19 protein-coding genes are annotated in these 19,521 nt (G+C 33.6%); 6 read left to right on the plus strand and 13 right to left on the minus strand.

What is annotated here, in order from left to right; translation table 11 throughout:
- Positions 1-222: 222 nt before the first annotated feature.
- Both ACFPM4_RS12535 and ACFPM4_RS12540 read left to right on the plus strand, forming a co-directional pair.
- A complete protein-coding gene (locus ACFPM4_RS12535; protein WP_186324781.1) occupies positions 223-540 on the plus strand; it encodes a helix-turn-helix domain-containing protein in 318 nt (105 codons plus the stop codon).
- Positions 541-839: 299 nt separating this feature from the next.
- The gene (locus ACFPM4_RS12540; RefSeq protein WP_382352163.1) at positions 840-1,490 is read left to right on the plus strand and encodes a competence protein ComK; all 651 of its coding nucleotides are present in this window, start codon (positions 840-842) and stop codon (positions 1,488-1,490) included.
- Between the two features lie 354 nt (positions 1,491-1,844).
- Here the strand turns inward: ACFPM4_RS12540 and ACFPM4_RS12545 are convergent, their stop codons facing one another.
- Positions 1,845-2,345 carry a sigma-70 family RNA polymerase sigma factor gene (locus ACFPM4_RS12545; RefSeq protein ID WP_382352166.1) on the minus strand — a complete coding sequence of 167 codons (501 nt, stop codon included), beginning with the start codon at positions 2,343-2,345 and terminating at the stop codon, positions 1,845-1,847.
- Positions 2,346-2,725: 380 nt separating this feature from the next.
- Here ACFPM4_RS12545 and ACFPM4_RS12550 point away from each other — a divergent pair, with 380 nt between their 5' ends.
- Genes ACFPM4_RS12550 through dnaB form a run of 3 tightly spaced genes read left to right on the plus strand, consistent with a single transcriptional unit; the run spans position 2,726 to position 5,121 of the window.
- Positions 2,726-3,475, plus strand: a complete 750-nt coding sequence (locus ACFPM4_RS12550) for a conserved phage C-terminal domain-containing protein (RefSeq protein WP_382352169.1) — start codon at positions 2,726-2,728, stop codon at positions 3,473-3,475.
- Positions 3,462-3,797: a replicative helicase loader/inhibitor gene (locus ACFPM4_RS12555; protein ID WP_382352172.1), complete on the plus strand. Its 336-nt coding sequence runs from the start codon at positions 3,462-3,464 to the stop codon at positions 3,795-3,797. Before ACFPM4_RS12550 ends, ACFPM4_RS12555 begins: the two co-directional genes overlap by 14 nt.
- A 4-nt stretch (positions 3,798-3,801) precedes the next feature.
- A complete protein-coding gene (dnaB, locus tag ACFPM4_RS12560) occupies positions 3,802-5,121 on the plus strand; it encodes a replicative DNA helicase (protein ID WP_382352175.1) in 1,320 nt (439 codons plus the stop codon).
- Positions 5,122-5,272: 151 nt separating this feature from the next.
- On the opposite strand, the gene ACFPM4_RS12565 is transcribed toward dnaB, so the two are convergent.
- The 3 genes from ACFPM4_RS12565 to ACFPM4_RS12575 all read right to left on the minus strand — a co-directional run bounded on the left by ACFPM4_RS12565 (position 5,273) and on the right by ACFPM4_RS12575 (position 7,953).
- Positions 5,273-6,253: an NAD-dependent epimerase/dehydratase family protein gene (locus ACFPM4_RS12565; protein ID WP_382352178.1), complete on the minus strand. Its 981-nt coding sequence runs from the start codon at positions 6,251-6,253 to the stop codon at positions 5,273-5,275.
- 427 nt (positions 6,254-6,680) lie between these two features.
- Positions 6,681-7,355: a hypothetical protein gene (locus ACFPM4_RS12570; protein WP_382352181.1), complete on the minus strand. Its 675-nt coding sequence runs from the start codon at positions 7,353-7,355 to the stop codon at positions 6,681-6,683.
- Positions 7,356-7,368: 13 nt separating this feature from the next.
- Positions 7,369-7,953 (minus strand): hypothetical protein, encoded by a 585-nt coding sequence (locus tag ACFPM4_RS12575; protein WP_382352184.1) that lies wholly within the window; start codon positions 7,951-7,953, stop codon positions 7,369-7,371.
- A 328-nt stretch (positions 7,954-8,281) separates the two neighbouring features.
- On the opposite strand from ACFPM4_RS12575, the gene ACFPM4_RS12580 reads away from it, so the two are divergent.
- On the plus strand, positions 8,282-8,647 hold the full coding sequence (locus tag ACFPM4_RS12580) for a hypothetical protein (protein ID WP_382352187.1): 366 nt from the start codon (positions 8,282-8,284) through the stop codon (positions 8,645-8,647).
- 221 nt (positions 8,648-8,868) lie between these two features.
- Here ACFPM4_RS12580 and ACFPM4_RS12585 read toward each other — a convergent pair whose 3' ends face one another.
- From ACFPM4_RS12585 to ACFPM4_RS12625, 9 genes are all read right to left on the minus strand, one after another.
- Positions 8,869-9,258 (minus strand): hypothetical protein, encoded by a 390-nt coding sequence (locus ACFPM4_RS12585; protein WP_382352190.1) that lies wholly within the window; start codon positions 9,256-9,258, stop codon positions 8,869-8,871.
- Positions 9,259-9,651: 393 nt separating this feature from the next.
- On the minus strand, positions 9,652-11,193 hold the full coding sequence (locus ACFPM4_RS12590) for an HD domain-containing protein (protein WP_382352193.1): 1,542 nt from the start codon (positions 11,191-11,193) through the stop codon (positions 9,652-9,654).
- Between the two features lie 129 nt (positions 11,194-11,322).
- Positions 11,323-12,489: a nucleotide sugar dehydrogenase gene (locus ACFPM4_RS12595; RefSeq protein ID WP_382352196.1), complete on the minus strand. Its 1,167-nt coding sequence runs from the start codon at positions 12,487-12,489 to the stop codon at positions 11,323-11,325.
- A gap of 23 nt (positions 12,490-12,512) precedes the next feature.
- Positions 12,513-13,532 carry a dTDP-glucose 4,6-dehydratase gene (gene rfbB, locus ACFPM4_RS12600; RefSeq protein ID WP_382352199.1) on the minus strand — a complete coding sequence of 340 codons (1,020 nt, stop codon included), beginning with the start codon at positions 13,530-13,532 and terminating at the stop codon, positions 12,513-12,515.
- Between the two features lie 31 nt (positions 13,533-13,563).
- Entirely contained in the window at positions 13,564-14,457 is an 894-nt protein-coding gene (gene rfbA, locus ACFPM4_RS12605; RefSeq protein WP_382352397.1) for a glucose-1-phosphate thymidylyltransferase RfbA, read from the minus strand.
- 10 nt (positions 14,458-14,467) lie between these two features.
- A complete protein-coding gene (locus ACFPM4_RS12610) occupies positions 14,468-15,556 on the minus strand; it encodes a DegT/DnrJ/EryC1/StrS family aminotransferase (RefSeq protein WP_382352202.1) in 1,089 nt (362 codons plus the stop codon).
- A gap of 28 nt (positions 15,557-15,584) precedes the next feature.
- Positions 15,585-17,039, minus strand: a complete 1,455-nt coding sequence (locus ACFPM4_RS12615; protein WP_382352205.1) for a GNAT family N-acetyltransferase — start codon at positions 17,037-17,039, stop codon at positions 15,585-15,587.
- Between the two features lie 27 nt (positions 17,040-17,066).
- Positions 17,067-18,014: a 1-aminocyclopropane-1-carboxylate deaminase/D-cysteine desulfhydrase gene (locus ACFPM4_RS12620; protein ID WP_382352208.1), complete on the minus strand. Its 948-nt coding sequence runs from the start codon at positions 18,012-18,014 to the stop codon at positions 17,067-17,069.
- A 28-nt stretch (positions 18,015-18,042) separates the two neighbouring features.
- A complete protein-coding gene (locus ACFPM4_RS12625; RefSeq protein ID WP_382352211.1) occupies positions 18,043-19,503 on the minus strand; it encodes a lipopolysaccharide biosynthesis protein in 1,461 nt (486 codons plus the stop codon).
- Positions 19,504-19,521 lie beyond the last annotated feature (18 nt).

Consider the following 19,521-nt stretch of genomic DNA (forward strand, 5'->3'; position numbering starts at 1 on the left):
AATTCACCCCCAAAAAAATATCTATGTAGTAGCTCCGCTGTTGTTCTTTCTGTAAATGGAATATTGTCGTTCTTTGTTGTTTCATTATGATATTCCATTTACATACATAATATCGTAAATAAAGTAATTGTCAACATATTTTATCGTTATTTACGTAATTTATTGTTGTTTTTTGTAATTTTTACGTATTTAGAAATACTATAATAGAGGAAGGTGATGTTAATGGATATTGGAAGTCGTATTCGAAATTTAAGAATTGCAAAGGACTGGAAAGTATCAGAATTGGCAAAGAAAGCCTATATTTCACAATCATATTTAAGCGATATTGAAAAAGGGCGAACAGCACCTTCTCTTGATAAGTTATCAAGTATATGTGAAGCATTAGGAATTTCATTAAGTGAATTTTTTGGGGAAGTTCCAGCATTATCGAAAGAAGTAATTCGGTTAGTAGAAAACGCACAAAAATTGTCGGAAAAAGAGATAAACCATCTTTCTAATTTTCTAGAGGCAATGATAGAACGAAATCATAATAAAGAATAAAAGCCATTCTAATTTTTAATTGGGTGGTTTTTTGTTGTTGGTTAATTGGCTATTTCCAAAGATGAGATGTTTTATTTTTTTACCTATCAAATTATATATCTGCTACTTTTTACCTTGAACTAACAACCAAAATATAGGAAACTATACCTATACGCCTGCTTTTATTATAAAAAATGAAAGGTGGTGAATTTTGCAAATTAGAGAATTACAATAGTTGGCGTATGCAATTAATCCATACATCATTGCTTATTACTTTCAAATTGATTAATTCAACATGATTAATTTAGAAGGGAAGAGGCATGAAGTTGAAGAAAGAGAAGAAATATCTTATTAAGTATGAAACAGTATTGCTAGAACCTGTGTTCAACAAGTATGGTTCTTTATGGACACAAGTAAGAGAATGGAGACATTCCTTTATTGTTACTCAAAAACCAAAGGAGATTATTGAAGACAGTTTACTCTATTATGGGAGAGGTGACCTGAACGCTGCAACGAAAGTATCAAGATCCGCACTAAATAAAAATGTGGATATGCCACCAATTATGATTAGTCGTCAACATGGACTTTATTGGTTTCCTACGCAATCACCTTCCAAAGAGGATATTTGTATATGGATAGCGGCTCACCATATATCTAATACTTCCCCAAAGACATCCACAGAAACAGATGTTTTTTTCTATAATGATGATAAAATCTCGCTACCATACAGTCAAAAAACAACAGAGAGAAAAATATATCAAGCTGAACACTTACAGAGAACAATGGAACATAGATCAAGAAAAATTCAGTATAAACTGGAAATCAATGCTAGTTTGATAAAAGAATTAAGTAATATTCTATATAGCTATTTCATTATGAATAAATACAAAAGTGGAGATGACAATTTAACTAATCATAACGAATATCTTTCATTAGAACGATTGAATAATCGAGACGCATATACATCTTGATTTCAGTACTTATTCCTTTGCTTACTATTTAACGTTTGGGCGATCAACCAATATTTTTATAAATTGTGCATATTATATGGACCGCCACCATTGACTTACTATTGTCCGTGTTTTGGAAGCAATGCATGTCTGTCTAAATAATGCCTAAAGGCACACCTGCAATTTATGATAACACGGACAAACCGATTCTAAGCATTTGCCTGCGGGGCCCCGCCCCCTTCCAGCAAATGCAAAGAATCGGACGTTACAGTCAATGGCAAGCAGCTTCGCTGTGGCTGCAAGTTTGTTGATAAATGGTTGTGCAATTACAAATGCCCAGCCAACAGTAGCTCAAAAGTTTTCGCAATTTCGTTTTCAATCTATACTCTCATCCCTCTTTTCAATATTCTCCTTTATTTTCTCCATCGCTTGCTTCCTCCACTTTTTAACAGCTGATTCAGAAACATTTTCCTTCTTAGCAATTTCCTTCAGTGTCAATCCAAGATAAAACGTATCTATTACCCATTGCTTCTGCTTTGGAGTAAGGCCATTGCAATAAGATAATAATGTTGCTAATTCAAACGGATGCTCCGCATTTTCGTCTATTTTCATTAGCCAGAATTCTTCATCTGGATATGCACTTCTTTCTTCTATCCTATTTTTCCTTTTCAGCTCATCCAGAATTCGACCTCGAATGTAGGTATAGGCAATAGTACTGAAATTTCCCCGCTCTGGATCATACCGCTCCTTTGCTTCCCACAGTCCAATCACTCCTGTTTGAAAATACTCCTCTTCATCCTTGTATATATGCAACGTATGAATCACTTTATAAATCATCGGCTTATACTGCTCTACAAGCTCCTCAAAACTTTCCATTCCGAACCCTTCCTGGAAAGCGCGCTCTCTCTTATATTCCCGGGTACTTTCAAGATATCGAGATTCATAGAGTAGAGCGAATGAGGATTTTGACAAATTCCCTTAGAAAAACCTTAAATATTTCCTAAGAAATAACGAATTCTGTCAAAATTCCTAAGAGATTTTGGCAGAATCCTATTATTTTTTGCAAAGAATTATGGATATTTCCCTTGTCTCATTGGAAAACAGCACCAGCCCCATTTCTATCTTCTTAAAAATCTTTTCCCAGCAAGGTGTCCTTTTTTGCACCTTTCTTCTATATAAAAGGTGAGAACATTGAGCGCATCGATGAACTCAGTGCATCTCATAGTTCTTACTTAAAAAATCAGGAGGAATTGAAGATGAGTAAGTTATTGGTGAATGATTATGCGTTTATGGTACAACCCTCGCTAGCTGCAGAAATAGGGTTAAACGAGGCAATCTTGCTACAACAAATTCATTACTGGTTGCAAACCTATTCCACGGTAAAGAACGGTCGTAAGTGGGTGTATAACACATATGAGGAATGGCAAAAGCAGATTCAATTTTGTTCAGTAGGAACAATTAAACGGGCAATGAGATCACTGGAAAAGCAAGGCTTTATAATTACTGCTACATTCAATAAGCACAGAATGGACCAAACGAAATGGTATACGATCAATTACGATAAAATTCGTGAGTTTGAAAAAGCAGCACAACTTGAACCTATGGAGGAACAAATTGAGCTCTTGGATAACACAGACTGCCCTACCCATGAGGTCAATTTGAGTAAAGCAATACCAAAGACTACTACAAAGACTACAAAAGAAGATGTATATATTCCCTTTTCGGAGATCATCGATTATTTAAATGCAAAAACAAATGCAACATACAAAGCAACAACGAAGAAAACACAACAATTGATTCGAGCTCGTTGGCAAGAAGGGTTTCGTTTAGTTGATTTCTATCAAGTAATCGATATAAAAGCTACGGAGTGGCTACAGGATGCCTACTGGAGTAAATACTTACGACCGGAAACACTGTTTGGCACAAAATTTGAAGCTTATTTAAACCAAAAACCAAAGGAATCCAAATTACGTGAGGAGGATTTTGATTTAGATGACGAAGCGTGAAACCTTTACTTTACTTGCCTTAATAGCTGTCTATTACGAACAATTTGAGGTGAACCAAGAAAAAATAGATACATGGCATAAAGCATTAAAGCAATATTCATATGAAGAACTTGAGGAGAACTTACTTGCTCATGTCGCAGCATCTCCCTACCCGCCAAAAGTTGCCCAACTGATTCAAAAGAAGCAAGTAGATTCAAGGGCTATTCCTAGTTTAGAAGAGACAAGTCAACTGATTCAAATGGAAACAAAACCTGCACAATCTTCCGTCATTGAAATGGAACTAGAAAAAATGCGAAGTATCCTCGATATCAGGAGGGAATAATAAGATGGAACCCCAACTTTACAATCAAGCTGCTGAGGAAGCGCTAATTGGATGTCTATTTTTAGAACCCGAACTAATTCAAGAATGCACAATACGTCCCGAACATTTTTATACGCATAGGCTTAAGTTTTTATTTTCCACACTATTAAACATGGCGGAAAAAGGTAGCCCAATTGACATCGTTACACTTACGATTGAATTAAATGAAAGCATCAAGGATGCTGGTGGGATTAGCTATATTTACGATGTTGTAGCTAGTGTCAAATCTTCAGAGGACTTCCATTACTATCAATCTGTTGTAAAGGAATTTGCCACTAAACGTGAGGCATTAAAAGTTGCTGGGAAAATTCAGGATGATGTAGTAGAAGGAGAAATAACAGATTCACTAAGAGAGGGCATACAGCAATTAATGATGCTAGAAGTCAACTTAGAAGATACAGACCTAGGAGACATTTCCCCTAGCCTCACGGAAATTTATGATGATTGCGAAACAGACTTGGGTGAGATAACGGGGATATCCTCAGGGTTGGAGCAACTAGATGCTTTGACAGGGGGCTTTCAAGATTCGGACTTCATTGTGATTGGAGCTAGACCAAGTGTTGGTAAAACAGCCTTTGCCTTAAATCTCGCATTACATGCAGCAAAAGAACACGTCTCCATCATGTTTTCCCTCGAAATGTCAAAAAAGCAACTATTGAAAAGAGCCATAAGTGCAACAGCGGGAATTAGCTCTATCAAAATGCGCAACCCACGGCGTAACTTTACAGACGAAGATTGGCCAAAGTTCACGAAAGCAATCGCATCTATCTCCAAAGCAAACCTACATCTATTCGACAAAGGCGGTATCGACATGGTCTATATTTGGTCACGGGTGCAAAAGTTACGCAGAGAATATGGTCCCGATCAGAAACTTCTTGTCATCGTCGATTACTTACAACTGATCATGGGTGATCCAAAGCACCGTGCCAATCGCCAAGCAGAAATCAGCGAGATCAGTCGCTTACTCAAAATCATGGCCCGTGAACTAAACGTCGTTGTTATTACACTTTCGCAGCTCAGCCGAGGTGTCGAAAGCCGTGAGAATAAACGGCCAATTCTATCCGACCTAAGAGAAAGCGGCCAAATTGAACAAGACGCAGATGTAATCGCCTTTCTCTATCGTGACGATTATTATGAAAAGAAAACTCCCGAAAACAATATACTGGAAGTCATCCTGGCAAAACAGCGAAATGGACCAATTGGAACGATTAAACTAGCGTTTGAGAAGGAAGTTGGGAGGATAGAGGATGTGAATCACAGGGACGGTTCTATGATCTCTTCCTAGAAAAGTAATGAAAACCGTCCCTCAGATTTAGGGTTACGCGCCAATGGCCATCTTTATTATGAAATTAAAATCTATTAATCACTAAGGGAACAATTATCTCTTTCCCCTTAGTATGCTCTACAGTTTAAGGGATCCATCACATGGTTATTTTTTAGTTATTATATACTTTTACGCATCTTTCAATTGTTTCATATATTGCTGCTCTTACATCTGCTTTATTATATTTTAAGATGTTCATTGTTTCTTCCGGATCGATATAGGCATCACGGTCATCCATTTCAGCCTTTAGAGCGAGGTGAATGCCATGTTCTCGTCCATTTGCTGCCTCTTGTTTATCAACTTGCTCGTAAGCTGCTTTTACTTGTTCCTTTGGTACCACTTGTACTACCGTATCTTTTTGACCCAACACTTCTGCAATGATTTGGAAAAATTCTTGGTGCTTCATATTTGTATCAGAAATAGCATATGCTTCCCCATGTATTCCATATTCAAGTGCTCCAATGGTTGCTTCCGCTACTTGTTGCACCGTGACCATTGCCGTTCCTCCTCCGAGAACTGGAACAAACTCTTTTCCTTTAACTTGAGGGAGAAACATCGTCCAAAGTGGATCGCGTCCTGGCATCGTACCAAATATATATGGTAAGCGGAGAGATGTAACGACCATTTCTCCTTCTCCTTCTAGAAATGCAACTTGTTCTTGAAGCAATCTAGTACGTGGATACGCCTGTTTTCTTAACTCTAGATCTTCCCATTTTTCTGCAAAATGCGCGAAATAAGAACCATATACAACGAATTTCTTCACACCTGCTTTTCTTGCCAATCTTGCCATGCGCTGTGTAGGAAGAACATTCTCATCATAGAAAAACTTCGCTGCCGGAATTTCCGGAACAATCCGCTCATCTGCACCTGCAGCATAGACAAACATATCTTTCCCTTGCAACATTTCCAATACTTGCTCATCTGTCATCTCATGAATATTGCCTAAATGACACTCCACCTCAGGAGGTAGTAAATCTGCTGTTGGCATTGGAGGTAAAGCTACAGTTGAAACTTCATACCCTCTCTTCAATAATTCTTTCACTGTATAATAACCTAAAAATCCAGTCCCACCTAAAATAAATACACTGCTCATGACAAGACCTCCTTGTAATAATTGAAGTAATGAATGAACAACCATTAATTGTGAATAATTTCACATAGTTGTTATCTTTAATATAGCGTAGTTTTACATAAAACACAACTACTTTGTTCATGTTTTCACATTATTTTATAAGGAGACAGATGGACTATTCTGGTGGCTTCTATATCGCTCCTATAACATAGTTGGGAAATACTAGACTAATAAAAGCATAATGAACTTTTTTATCATCTAGAAAGAACTGGAATCTACTTATCTGTATTTTTCAATGTTAGATTATGACAGGTAAATCGAACCACATATGGGGAGTGTTTAGACTGACGTATGGAAAAAGAGGCAGGTCTCGTCCTAAAGCTTATCCACAATTTCCGAACGACAAACCTGCCTCATCCCTACTCGAACCTAGCTAATGCAGACGAAATTAAGATAAATTCCACGCTTCCACATCAACAATCTCTCGTTCATCACTTGTTCCATCACCAACAATCGTAAATTCCACGATTGCTTCACTTGCATTTAGTGCATCTAGATTGTTTAGGTCCTCTTTATTTTGATGCATATAATGGACGATGAAAGCAACATAACGAATCCGATTTTTCCCTTCCATTTCAAGGGGAATGGCTGTAAGTGTATGGAACTTACTTTTTAAGCTTTCGTGATCGATAAAAGATAGTTCTCCGTCATTGGTGTCAATTTTCGTATTTTCTACAATATATGATTCTACAAATGAACTATCTTCACCTAATAAACTGATATAACGCTCACGCATGTCATCATACTGCTCTCCACTTTCCCAATCGAAAGCAGGGCTGAAAAACTCCTTTGCTAGTTCCGTATCTTGTTCGATTTGTTCCGTAGTGATTAGTATTTCTTCCTCTTTCGCTTCCGTTAAGCTCCCAGCATCTTCCATATCTACATCTATGTTTTTTTCTTTTGCTTTCTTTTCTAGCACAACAATTTGTTCCGAGAGCTTAGAGTTTTGGTCACTCAACTCGTTTTTCTCATTGTGTTGTAACCATAGCATGACAAGAAGTATGATTAGAACAACAATGCCACCAATAAATATGTAATTAGCTCTTTTATTTGATGCCTTCATTTGTTCTACCTCCTTATACGACACGATCTCTTTCCCCTGCTGGTGTATATTGCTTTTTAATATCGGTTAACTTATGTTCACTTACAATATATGTAGCACGTACAATACCAGCAAGTTCGCCTTCAGCTGTTGTCATTTTAAATAACACAGGGATTTGCTCCACATCGCCATAATTAATTACTGTTTCTAATGTTAGTGTCCATTCAGGGTTTAATTGCCATGTTGCAATATGATTTTGTTCACCAGCGCCTGTTAATTCCGTATTTTTCTTTTGAGCCGATTCTAGTTTCCGAAGATAACCATCATCCTCTGGAACTGGATCCCAAGACTGATAGAATTCGGTTAGTGTATTATCCACTTCAATCATTTCTGCACCTATTTCTTTAGCAGATATTATACTTTCTCTTACTTCATGAACAATCTGTTCTGAATCCACTGTTTCTCCAGCTTCTTCTAGTTTCATTTCGATTTCATCTATTAATGACTGCTTCTTTGAAATCTCGCTTTCTAGCTCATTAAGTGTGTTGTTTTGAATAAACATAAATATAGATAATCCAATTAGAAGAATCATCACAATTATGTTTTTTACATTTCTCATCATAATTCACCCCAATAAAATAGCTTTCTAAATATAAAGAACTAGATTTAAGGAAGTTTTCCTATCATTCTATTATATAGCACCTATGTATAATTTACTAAAGTTTATGAATTTTATAAGAGAAGTGTAATTGTTAAACTGCATTTCATCGTTGATCCGCCCTTGCCCCTTCTGCTTTTTATGATATTATAGACATGATGATTAGTGTCCTAATAGATACTTTCGGTAATTTTTATATCACTAAGCAAAAAGTAACACTACATACATCTTTGCCCTATTACTTAGAAGAGTGTTTCGCTTAATATATAGAGAATAGAGGTAGAGTAAAATGATGGAAATGCATAATGAGTGGAAGAATTTTTGGGTACATGTAAATGGAATGGATATTGAAGTCGAAGTCGCGGTATATAATAAATACGTATCTGCCCATGCAAATTACTATTATTGGCATGAAGATAGTATTGTAGGATATCACGAAGTGTCACTTATAAAAAAACGACCCATCATCTCAATTCGTGAAGCAGTTAAGGGCGCTATCAAACACTTATTTAAAGAAATAGAGGAAGAAAGATTAGTCACTTGGTACTCGAAGAATCCGAAAACAAACGCTCTAGTTCAATTTGCTATGTTCCTTCCAGAGCAAGATGGTAAAGATGAAGATGAAAAGGAAGATCCTTCGCAGGTGGGGGATTAATGAATAAATATGGGATAATCAAAGAAATCTTGTTAGCAGTAAAAAAAATATAAAACACAGCCATTAGAAAGGACTTTCTCTCATCGGCTGTGTTTTGCGTTCTAATTTAATCCATTATTCTAATATTCACATAATTATAGTCCTGTTTTATTCGCAATAAAACTATGTATAAGTGACTCTATTCACCTGCAATAATAAATGTGATTTTTGAAATAACTAATTTAGTTGATATGCATATGTTTTTTCATAGAGATTCGAAAGCCTAAAATAAACATGAAAATTGCAAAAAGTACGCTTAATACAAAATGAAGTGACAATGTTAGAATAAAACCCAGTACTAACCATACAAGTCCCCAGATGATGCTCATTATAATGGAATACATTTTATAAAAACTCTGATATCTCATTAAAACCATTAGAATTATTGTGACAGGAATAACTAAAGTGGGGTCTATCATTGTTATTTCTTTTGAATTTAGAATTAAAATTGTAATGAAACTAATTACTCCTAACAACAATATTTCTTTAGCTACAAATCCCCTATTATGCGTAATTTGTCTAGCCTCTAAAATTCCATCTTTCACTTTATTCATACTAGTATTGTTTTCCATTGAGATGCACCCCACAACAAACTTATCTAAAGTTTACTATATTACATATATTCAAGGGATTAGATCTAATCCTCTAAAAAACTTAATGCCTAGTTACTTGTTTTTACTGATGTCTGTTATTACAGATGATTATAAAGTATTGTAAAAGAATCAAATGTAATATTCAGCGTTATATCTTAAGTTTATCCATTTCTATAAATGACAGATATTTAATCAGTTTATCTTATCAGTTTTACGATTTTACATTTCCGCATAAATAAGCTCTGCAGTCCAACTCTGAAAGAAATCCAATGAGTTTTCTACGTCAGGTATACTATCCTTATATCGTTCAAATGAACATCGACTAAAGAATCCCTTCATGAGTTCTTTCCTCTCTATAAAATAATTCTGTTATCAAGGTTTTTTCTCATGTAACATTTTTGCTAAATCTATTTTTATTTTCCTGAACTGGTCTTTAGCATTTTGATCATTTGTATCGACCCTCATGTAAATTCTACCAATTTGGTAATTACTAGCTAAAGCTTTAAAAATCTTCGATTCTCTAACCCAATGTTCATAACCTGCAATTGTATAATTTTCATTTTCATCCTTTCTTAGTAAGACTGCTTTTTCATTTTCTAAATCCTTTAAAGGGTTATCTGATAGGAAGTTCGTTCCAATAACATACTTAGGGTAATCATATTTCTCTAAAACGAAATTCTTAGCATCTTTTAGTATGTCGTGAATATCTTCCTTTCTTTCACGTCCCTTTTCTGGATGAACTTCAATTACTCTTTTCCATAACCTTCTATTCATTAAATCGTCTATTGTCCTTTCATTCTCGCCTTGAAGATTATTTTTGACATCTATTAAAAATTGCTCATCTGATAATTCTATGTACCTATTAAAAAAACCTTCCGCAGAATCACATTCAATGAATTTATAATTCTCTTCCCTTAGCTTCTCTGTTGCTTCTGATAACATTGTGTTACACGCTTGATTTGTTTTATGGAAATAAACTTGTTTAAACAATTCATATCGAGCCTGTATAAAGTTTTCAATAGCAGGTAAGCCGCTTTTTTTAATTCCTAGTCTTACTATTCCATTTTTAAAATCTATAAAAGGCAAAAGTGACTTTAATAGTCTATGTAAATCATACGTCCCATATTTTACTCCTGAGAAGTAACTATCCCTTAATAGATAATCCATTCGATCACAATCTAATGGGGCACCAGCTACAATATGATTTAGAAATGGTAAAATATCGATTACTTTACCTTCCGATTCAATTTCTATCCTAGAAAGTTCTAAATCACTATTCATAATTGAAAGGATTCTTTTTATTCTATTAGCACTAAAGTTCAAATCCTTTAATACAATTAATGCAAAATAGTATGAAACAAATTCATGCTCTACATGATGATCCAGATTACTGTTTTTTATAACTAATCTCTCTAATGCATCTACTAGATACGTCCCAAGGTTTTGATTATCTATAGTTAGCCCATCATTGTTTCTAATCATTTCAAAAAAGTCCTTATTCGCTGGTGCAAATTTATCAAATAAATGTGACATAGGACCGTGACCAATATCATGCATTAATGCTGCAATTCTTAAATCAAAAAAGAGCATTTCAAAGTTTTGTACCATTTCTATACTAAGAATATTTGCATTGCCTTTTATCTTATACTTTGCTTGTTTATTCTTATGGGTGCTAGCATTATGAAAAGCATTTAGGAACATTTCACTTGCAAGATGCATTACACCTATGGAATGCTCAAATCGTGTATGATTTGCCGAAGGAAATACATTGTATAGAAAGGTATTTTGTCTTATTCTCCTAAGACGATTAAACAACCTATGGGAAATTATTTTCATTTCCTCATCTGTCATTCTGATTAACCCATGAATTGGGTCAAGAATACTCTTATTAAGTTTGTCTGAGTAAAAAAGCATTTAAATCCCTCTCTTTATAGTTTTATTATTAATTATACTATAATAAATACGTTATTAAAACGCTTACATTTACTGTGATAAAAACAAGACATCTAGCAGTAATATCCCTGCTAGATGTCTTGTTTTGAGTTAGTCTCTACTAAACAAATCCCTAGTATATACTTTATCACTTACTTCTTGTAAATCCTCAGATAATCTATTAGCAACAATAACATCTGATACTTTCTTAAACTCTTCAAAATCATTAATGATTCTAGAGTTATAGAATGTTTCCTCTTGTAGTGCTGGTTCATATACTACAACTTCAATACCTTTAGCCTTAATTCGCTTCATAACACCTTGAATTGCTGATTGTCTAAAGTTGTCGGAGTCTGTTTTCATCGTAAGTCTATAAATACCTACAACTTTAGGGTTCCTTTTAATAATCATTTCAGCAATATGGTCTTTTCTAGTTCTATTTGCATCAACAATTGCTGTCATTATATTATTTGGAACATCAGCATAGTTAGCTAATAACTGTTTTGTATCTTTAGGTAAGCAGTAGCCACCATAGCCAAAGGATGGATTATTGTAATGAGTACCGATTCTAGGATCAAGTCCGACACCATCAATAATTTGTTTAGTGTCTAATCCCCTTACTTCTGCATATGAATCAAGCTCATTAAAAAATGCGACTCTCATCGCTAGATAAGTGTTAGCAAAAAGCTTAATAGCTTCAGCTTCTGTTGAATTAGTAAATAAAACATCAATATCTTCTTTCAATGCACCTTGAGCTAATAAATCAGCAAATACTCTAGCTCTCTCAGATTGTTCACCTACAATAATTCTTGATGGATATAGGTTATCATAAAGTGCTTTACCTTCTCTTAAAAACTCTGGTGAAAAGATAATGTTTTCTGTTTCAAATTTCTCTCTTACTTTCTCAGTGTATCCTACTGGAACCGTTGATTTTATAACCATTACTGCATCCGGATTAATTGATAAAACATTTGCTATTACTGCTTCTACAGTTCGGGTATTAAAATAGTTTAATTCTGGATCATAGTTTGTAGGTGTTGATATGATTACATAATCTGCGTCTTTATATGCTTTATAATTATCAGTAGTAGCAGTAAGATTTAAATCTTTTGTAGCTAAATATTCTTCAATCTCATTGTCAATAATTGGAGATCGCTTATTGTTAATCATATCTACTTTTTCCTGAATTATATCAAGTGCAATTACTTCGTTATGTTGGGCCAGTAGGATTGCATTAGATAATCCAACATAGCCTGTACCTGCTATTGTTATTTTCATTGTATTATGCGCTCTCCCTACATTTATACGTTATATTGTTTTTCAAAATAACTTTGATATTCTCCACTTATAATTTGCTCCCACCATTCTTTGTTATCGAGATACCATTGAATAGTTTGTGCAATTCCAGTTTCAAATGTATATGTTGGTTTCCAACCTAATTGCTCTAATTTTGTAGGATCAATTGCATAACGTTTATCATGACCTAGACGATCTGTAACAAACTCTATTAATTCCTCAGATCTACCTAGAGTACTAATAATAGTTTTAACAACTTCTAAGTTTGTTCTTTCATTATGCCCCCCAACATTATAAACCTCACCATTAACGCCTTCATGCATTACTAAATCAATTGCTGTACAATGATCAAGAACATGTAACCAATCACGAATGTTCTTTCCATCACCATATACAGGAACTTTTTGGTCATTTAAAACACGGGATATAGTTAATGGGATTAACTTTTCAGGGAAATGGTATGGTCCATAGTTATTAGAGCAACGTGTAATATTGACAGGTAAACCATACGTTTCATGATATGCACGAACAAGTAAATCAGAAGAAGCCTTGCTAGCGCTATAGGGACTATTTGGTTCTAATGGTGTTTCTTCAGTAAAAAATGTTGTTGGATCGAAATCAAGTTCTCCATACACTTCATCTGTTGATACATGAACAAATTTTGTTACACCCACTTTTTTTGCAGCATCTAATAAAACCTGAGTTCCTAATACATTGGTACGAACAAATACACCTGGATCTGTGATTGAACGATCAACATGGCTTTCCGCTGCAAAATGGACTACAAAATCAAATTTTTCTTTTTCAAAAAGAGCATCAATCTTTTCATGATCAGCAATATCCGCTTTTACAAAATAATAATTATCTTTTGATTCAATCTCACGATGTTTTGTTAAATCACCAGCATATGTTAGGAGGTCTAAATTATAAATAGCATATTCTGGATATTTGTTAACCATATATTGCACAAAGTTTCCACCTATGAATCCTGCACCACCAGTAACTAACACTTTTTTCTTAAACATTGTTCCACCCGTTTCTATTTAAAAAAATAAATCATACTTTAGTTAATACACTTTCATTTGTTTGTAAAGCCACTTCAACTAAATACTTTCCATATTCTGTTTTCATTAAGGGTTCGGCAAGATTTAATAGTTGATCTCTGCTAATATATCCTCTTCTAAATGCAATTTCCTCTATACAAGCAACATATAAACCTTGTCTTTTTTGTATAGCTTCAACAAAATTGGATGCTTCCAGTAATGATTCGTGAGTTCCAGTATCTAGCCAAGCTAACCCACGTCCTGTTATTTCAACCTTTAATTCGCCTCGTTGAAGATATTCTTCAATAACAGATGTAATTTCAACTTCTCCGCGGTCAGAAGGTTTTACATTTTTTGCTATGTCAACAACTTTATTATCAAAGAAATACAATCCAGGCACCGCATAAGATGATTTTGGATTTTCTGGTTTTTCTTCAATAGAAATTGCATTCATATCATTGTCAACTTCTACAACTCCATATGCTCTTGGATCTTTTACATAACAACCAAAAATTACCCCGCCATTAGCTAAGGAAGAAGCTCTTTTTAACCTATTACTTAGATTAGAACCATAAAAAATATTATCTCCTAAGACAAGCGCTACAGAAGAATTATCTATAAACTCTTCTCCAATTATAAATGCCTCAGCTAGTCCATTGGGATTTTCTTGCACAGCATATTCAAATGTCATCCCTAATTGTTTACCATCACCTAATAATTCTTTAAACCCATCTACATCTCTTGGTGTAGAAATTATTAATATTTCCCTAATACCTGCTAACATTAAAACAGATAATGGATAGTAAATCATTGGTTTGTCATATACTGGTAACATTTGTTTAGACATCGCTTTTGTTAATGGGTAAAGACGTGTCCCAGATCCACCAGCTAAAATAATACCTTTCACGTTACTCACCTCATCCCTTAATAATCCTACATATTCTGTCAACATTTTCAAACTCTAAATCCGCATAAAGTGGGAGTGTCAGTATCCTATCAGCTATATATTTTGCAATTGGTGTTTCATCCGTATTAAACATCCCATTATAACATTCAAAGCTACTAGTTAATGGGTAAAAATACTTACGAGCAATAATATTATTTTCTTTTAGTAATTCAAAAACTTCATCTCTTTTTAGTTTATACCCATCAAAAACAACTGGAAAGTATGAATAGTTTCCTTTAACTCCAATTTGTGGTTGTACTAACTTAATACCAGGAATACCCGCAAGGTTCTCTACGTATCTTTCTACAATAGCTTTTCTCTTCATGATTTCAACATCAATATACCTAAGATTACAAAGTCCCATAGCAGCCTGAAATTCATTCATTTTAGAATTACCACCAATAAAGTCAACAGTCTCTTGGCTAGTAATACCAAAATTTTTCAATGCATTTAGTTTACTTATTAATTCAGAATTACTGAATGTAAGTGCACCACCCTCAATAGTATTAAAAACCTTAGTTGCATGGAAACTAAACATTGATGCATCACCGAAACTTCCTATTCCTCTGTCATTTACTTTCACTCCAAAAGCATGAGCTGCATCATAAATTACTCTAAGGTTATATTTACTGGCAATTCTTTCTATTTCGTCTACATTACATATATTCCCGTATACATGAACTGGAATAATTGCTGATGTTCGTTCTGTAATTAAGCTCTCTAAATTATCTATATTAATTGTATAATTTTCCTCATTTATATCACAAAATACCGGTTTAAGGCCATTTCTTACAATAGCATGTGTAGTTGATACAAAAGTGAAAGGTGTTGTAATTACCTCTCCTGATAAGTTAAACGCTGCAATCGCAGTTTCTAATGCAAGGTGGCCATTTGTAAATAATGAAATGTTAGAAGAATCTAAGTATTCCGCCAACTGCACCTCTAATCTGTCATGTTTTACCCCCATATTTGTTAGCCATCGACTTTCCCATAGGTCTTTTATTTCAGCGATATACTCCTCCAAATCTGGCATTGATGTACGTGTTACCGGGACTATCATGATTGATATCTCCTTTAGTTTAAACTAATTATTTTATTATTCGTGTTACATATTCTTCATATTTCCTTGCTATAATTACTTTTTTAATAGTACCTTTCTCGGAAATTACTTTATTACTAAAACAATTCAAATGATTACCTACTACATCATAACCAGCTATGTGGCTAAATTCCACCCCTCCTGAAAAACGGGGGTTAATTTCAAGAAAATAGTATTCACCTTTACTCGTCTCAATAAATTCAAAATTTACAGCCCCAATAATACCTACTTTTCTCGCAATTAAGCTACATAAATGCTCTAGTTCTTCATTGTCTATGATTTCAATAGTGGTGCCTGCTCCTGATTTATTCCGTAACAATTCTCTCCTAGAGATACAAACGACATTATCTGTTTTAGGGTCTCTAATTACGTCAACCGTTATGATTCTTCCCTCAATTAATGGTTGAATAATATACTTACTTCCTTCAAGTTCTTCTTTTATGTTTCCATACTCTTTTTGATCTAGAATTGGTTGACAACCTTCACTACTTCTTCCGGATCTAGGCTTAATAAATAGCGGGAATGTTGTTTCTTCAGTATCCTGTAATAAGCTTGTAGGTATTACATTTTTTATTTCTTGATTAATTAGAAATTGCGATAACATGTACTTATCTCTACACAACTTAATAGTTTGTTCATCTGCTATACATACTTTAATTCCTTTTTGTTGAAGTCTATTCTTTTCAGTAGCAAGAAGATCAACTTCAGGATCAGTTAAGGGAAGAATAAATTTTATTTTATGCATGTCACATATTTTTTCAATGAATGTAATATACTCCTCTTTATTTCTTGCATATGGAGCTTGATAAAATTGATTAACATCATATGCTTCTGCAACCCACTCTTTCGGATTAATGTCACATCCCACTATATAATGACCATAGGACTTTAGTGTTTTTATTACTATATCAGCTGAGAAAGATCCAATTGCTGTTATTAATACATTTTCAGACTTTTCACTACCTTTTTCCATGTTGATATTTAGGTCACAAACCAAATATATCTCGTTATCTCTATCTTTTGGTTCTACTTCAATTGTAAAATAATTTCTTTGGTAAAACCTAATTGCTGATTTATTAGATTTATGTGTATACAAAGATATTCTATGCATACCATTCTTTCTACAAAATTCCTTCATTGTAGATAATAATTGACTACCGATACCTTTACTTCGATAATCTTTTAAGATTCCAAAAGCACTTATATATGCATTCTTGTTAATTTGATCATTGGCATATCCTAATAGTGCTCCAATTATCTGGCCTTCATGTTCAGCAATTACAATAACTCCATTTGAATGTATTTTTTTTGCATAACTTTCTATACTCACAGTAGTATGTAAAGGAATATAAAATACATCACCTATAACATGTAGAAATTTTGTTATTCTCGTAAGATTACCATCTGTTTTCTCCATTATACTTATTGAAATATTAGTGTCCATATCTATCCTCACTCTCATTTATTTGCACTAGATTTTTTTCAAATTATCAAAAAACAAAGGAGTACCCCCTGTATGTAAGAACAATATATTTTTACCTATTATTTGATGCTTCTTCAACAATTCATTCATTCCCCAAAACGCCTTCCCAGTGTATGTTGGATCCATTGGAATTCCATCAGTAGTTAAAATCTCTTTGATTATTTCAAGAATCTTATTATTATAATGGCCATACCCATCTAATCTCCAATTATCTTCAATCTTTACCTTTTCTCTTAATTCACTTGTGATTTCTCCAAAATATTTCTCGATATAATTTTCAACCACCTTATAGGAATGTTGCCTTTCCCTAGCGATAGAAATACCAATTATCTCACATTCATTTCCAAAGTTATAACTACCACAAATTAATCCTGCTAGCGTGGTTCCAGTACCACATGCAAGAAAGATATAATCAAATTCCAAGCCTAATTCTTGCTCTTGTTTTTTTACTTCAAAAAATACTTCCGCGTAGGCTTGTACAGCAACTTTTTCATTACCTTTTCCGAAGATATCACCATATATATAATATGGATTTAACCCTTCTTTTTTACACTCATCAATAACCGCTGTAACAGTTTGAGATACATTAGTCTTTAAACAAGGGATTATTCTTGCACCCATTTTTTCTACAATAATACTATTATTACTTTCATGTCTTTCTCCAGAATCATCTGCAGGAGATATTACATAACACGGAATACCTTTAGATTTACTCATATTCGCAATAACTCTGCATAGATTTGACCTACTATTACCATAAGCTATTATACAGTCGTAGTTATTTCGATTCATATCTTCAAAGTACTTTTGTGCAATTCTCACCTTATTTCCACCAAAGGAAAAAGGTAACAAGTCATCACGCTTAATAAATAATCTATTATTATTAATAGAATAATTTAGTTTATATATTGGTGTATTGAAATTCTTTATTTCCAATTTTTCCCCTCCTGTTTAAAAAAACGAGCTATTTTTTTGCGAAATTCTTAATATACTTTGTAAAATTATACAGTTCATAAGATTTCAAAATAATTGACAAGCCAATAAATACTACGCACCCAAATAATATTTGTAAAATCAATATATATATATCCAATAAAAAATTTAATCGTAATCCAATAAAAAAGACTAATATTCCCATTATTGCGGCAGATATAAATGTTTTTATAATATCTAAAAATTGAGATTTAATTGGATAATTAATTAACCTTCCCGAAAAATAAGTATTAATAAAAAGGCTGCTTATTGAAGATATTACTAACGTCCAGACTAACCATATCATTCCTAATTTAAGCACGACTACAAATATGATTAAACAAACCCCAATTATTTTTTTAATGATTTCCAACCGCAAAAACAAGTCTGATCGACCTTTAACTTGAAGAATATTTAGGTTAATTGCCTGTAATGGGTAAAGCATGCCTGCCAAACATAGTATTTGAAAGTATGGCACTGTTCCTTTCCAGTTTTCACCAAATAAGAAAGGAATTAAATTATTCGCTATTGCTGCAAGACCAATCATTAATGGAAATGTGACAAAAACGGAATTTTTAATTATAGTTCTATATCCATTTAACAATTGTTTCTCTTTATCTTGAATCTTGCTTAATACAGGATAGGTAACTTTCTGTACGGCTAATGTAATAGAGTTAGACGCAATATCTCTTAACATTGTTGCTTGTGTATAATACCCTAATACTGTAGTTGAATAGGTTCTTCCTATGATGATATTATATATATTTTTATAAGTTGTATCTATTAAGCCTGATACAAGTAATCTCCAGCCAAAACCAAATAGTCGTTTAAATGATGAAACGCTAAAGATAAAAGAGGGCTTCCATCTATTGTGCAATGATAGAAGAATTGTCTGAATAAGTTGCCCCATTACGTTTTGAACTACTAAACTCCAAACGCCTAGGCCAACTAAGGCCAAAATAACAGCTGTTACTCCAGAAAAGACAGTTGAAATAATGTTAATAAGTGTTTGCGTTTTAAAGTTAATTTTTTTTGTCAAAATAGTTCGTTGAACAATGCCAAATGCGTTAATTATGATAATTAACCCCAATACTCTAAGTAATTCTTTTAGAATTGGTTCATCATAAAATGCACTTATAATTGGCGCAAAAATAAAAACAACTCCATATATAACAATAGAAACAAATAGATTAAAATAGAAAACCGTAGAATAGTCTACCTGAGTTGAATTTTGCTCCCGAATCAAAGCATTTTGCATTCCACTATTAACGATAGATTGTGATATAGCTACAACTATTAATATCATTCCTATCAAGCCAAAGTGCTCAGGTAATAAAATTCGCGTTAATAGTAGCTGTATGATAAACTTAATTCCTTGAGATGAAAAAAAATCCACAAAAGTCCAAAAGATACCTTTAGTAGTATCTTTTTTAAGCTGATTGTTTTCTATCATAGTATACCTACCGAATTA

This window comes from Lederbergia graminis, assembly GCF_042655485.1.
Classification (GTDB): domain Bacteria; phylum Bacillota; class Bacilli; order Bacillales; family Bacillaceae_C; genus Lederbergia; species Lederbergia graminis.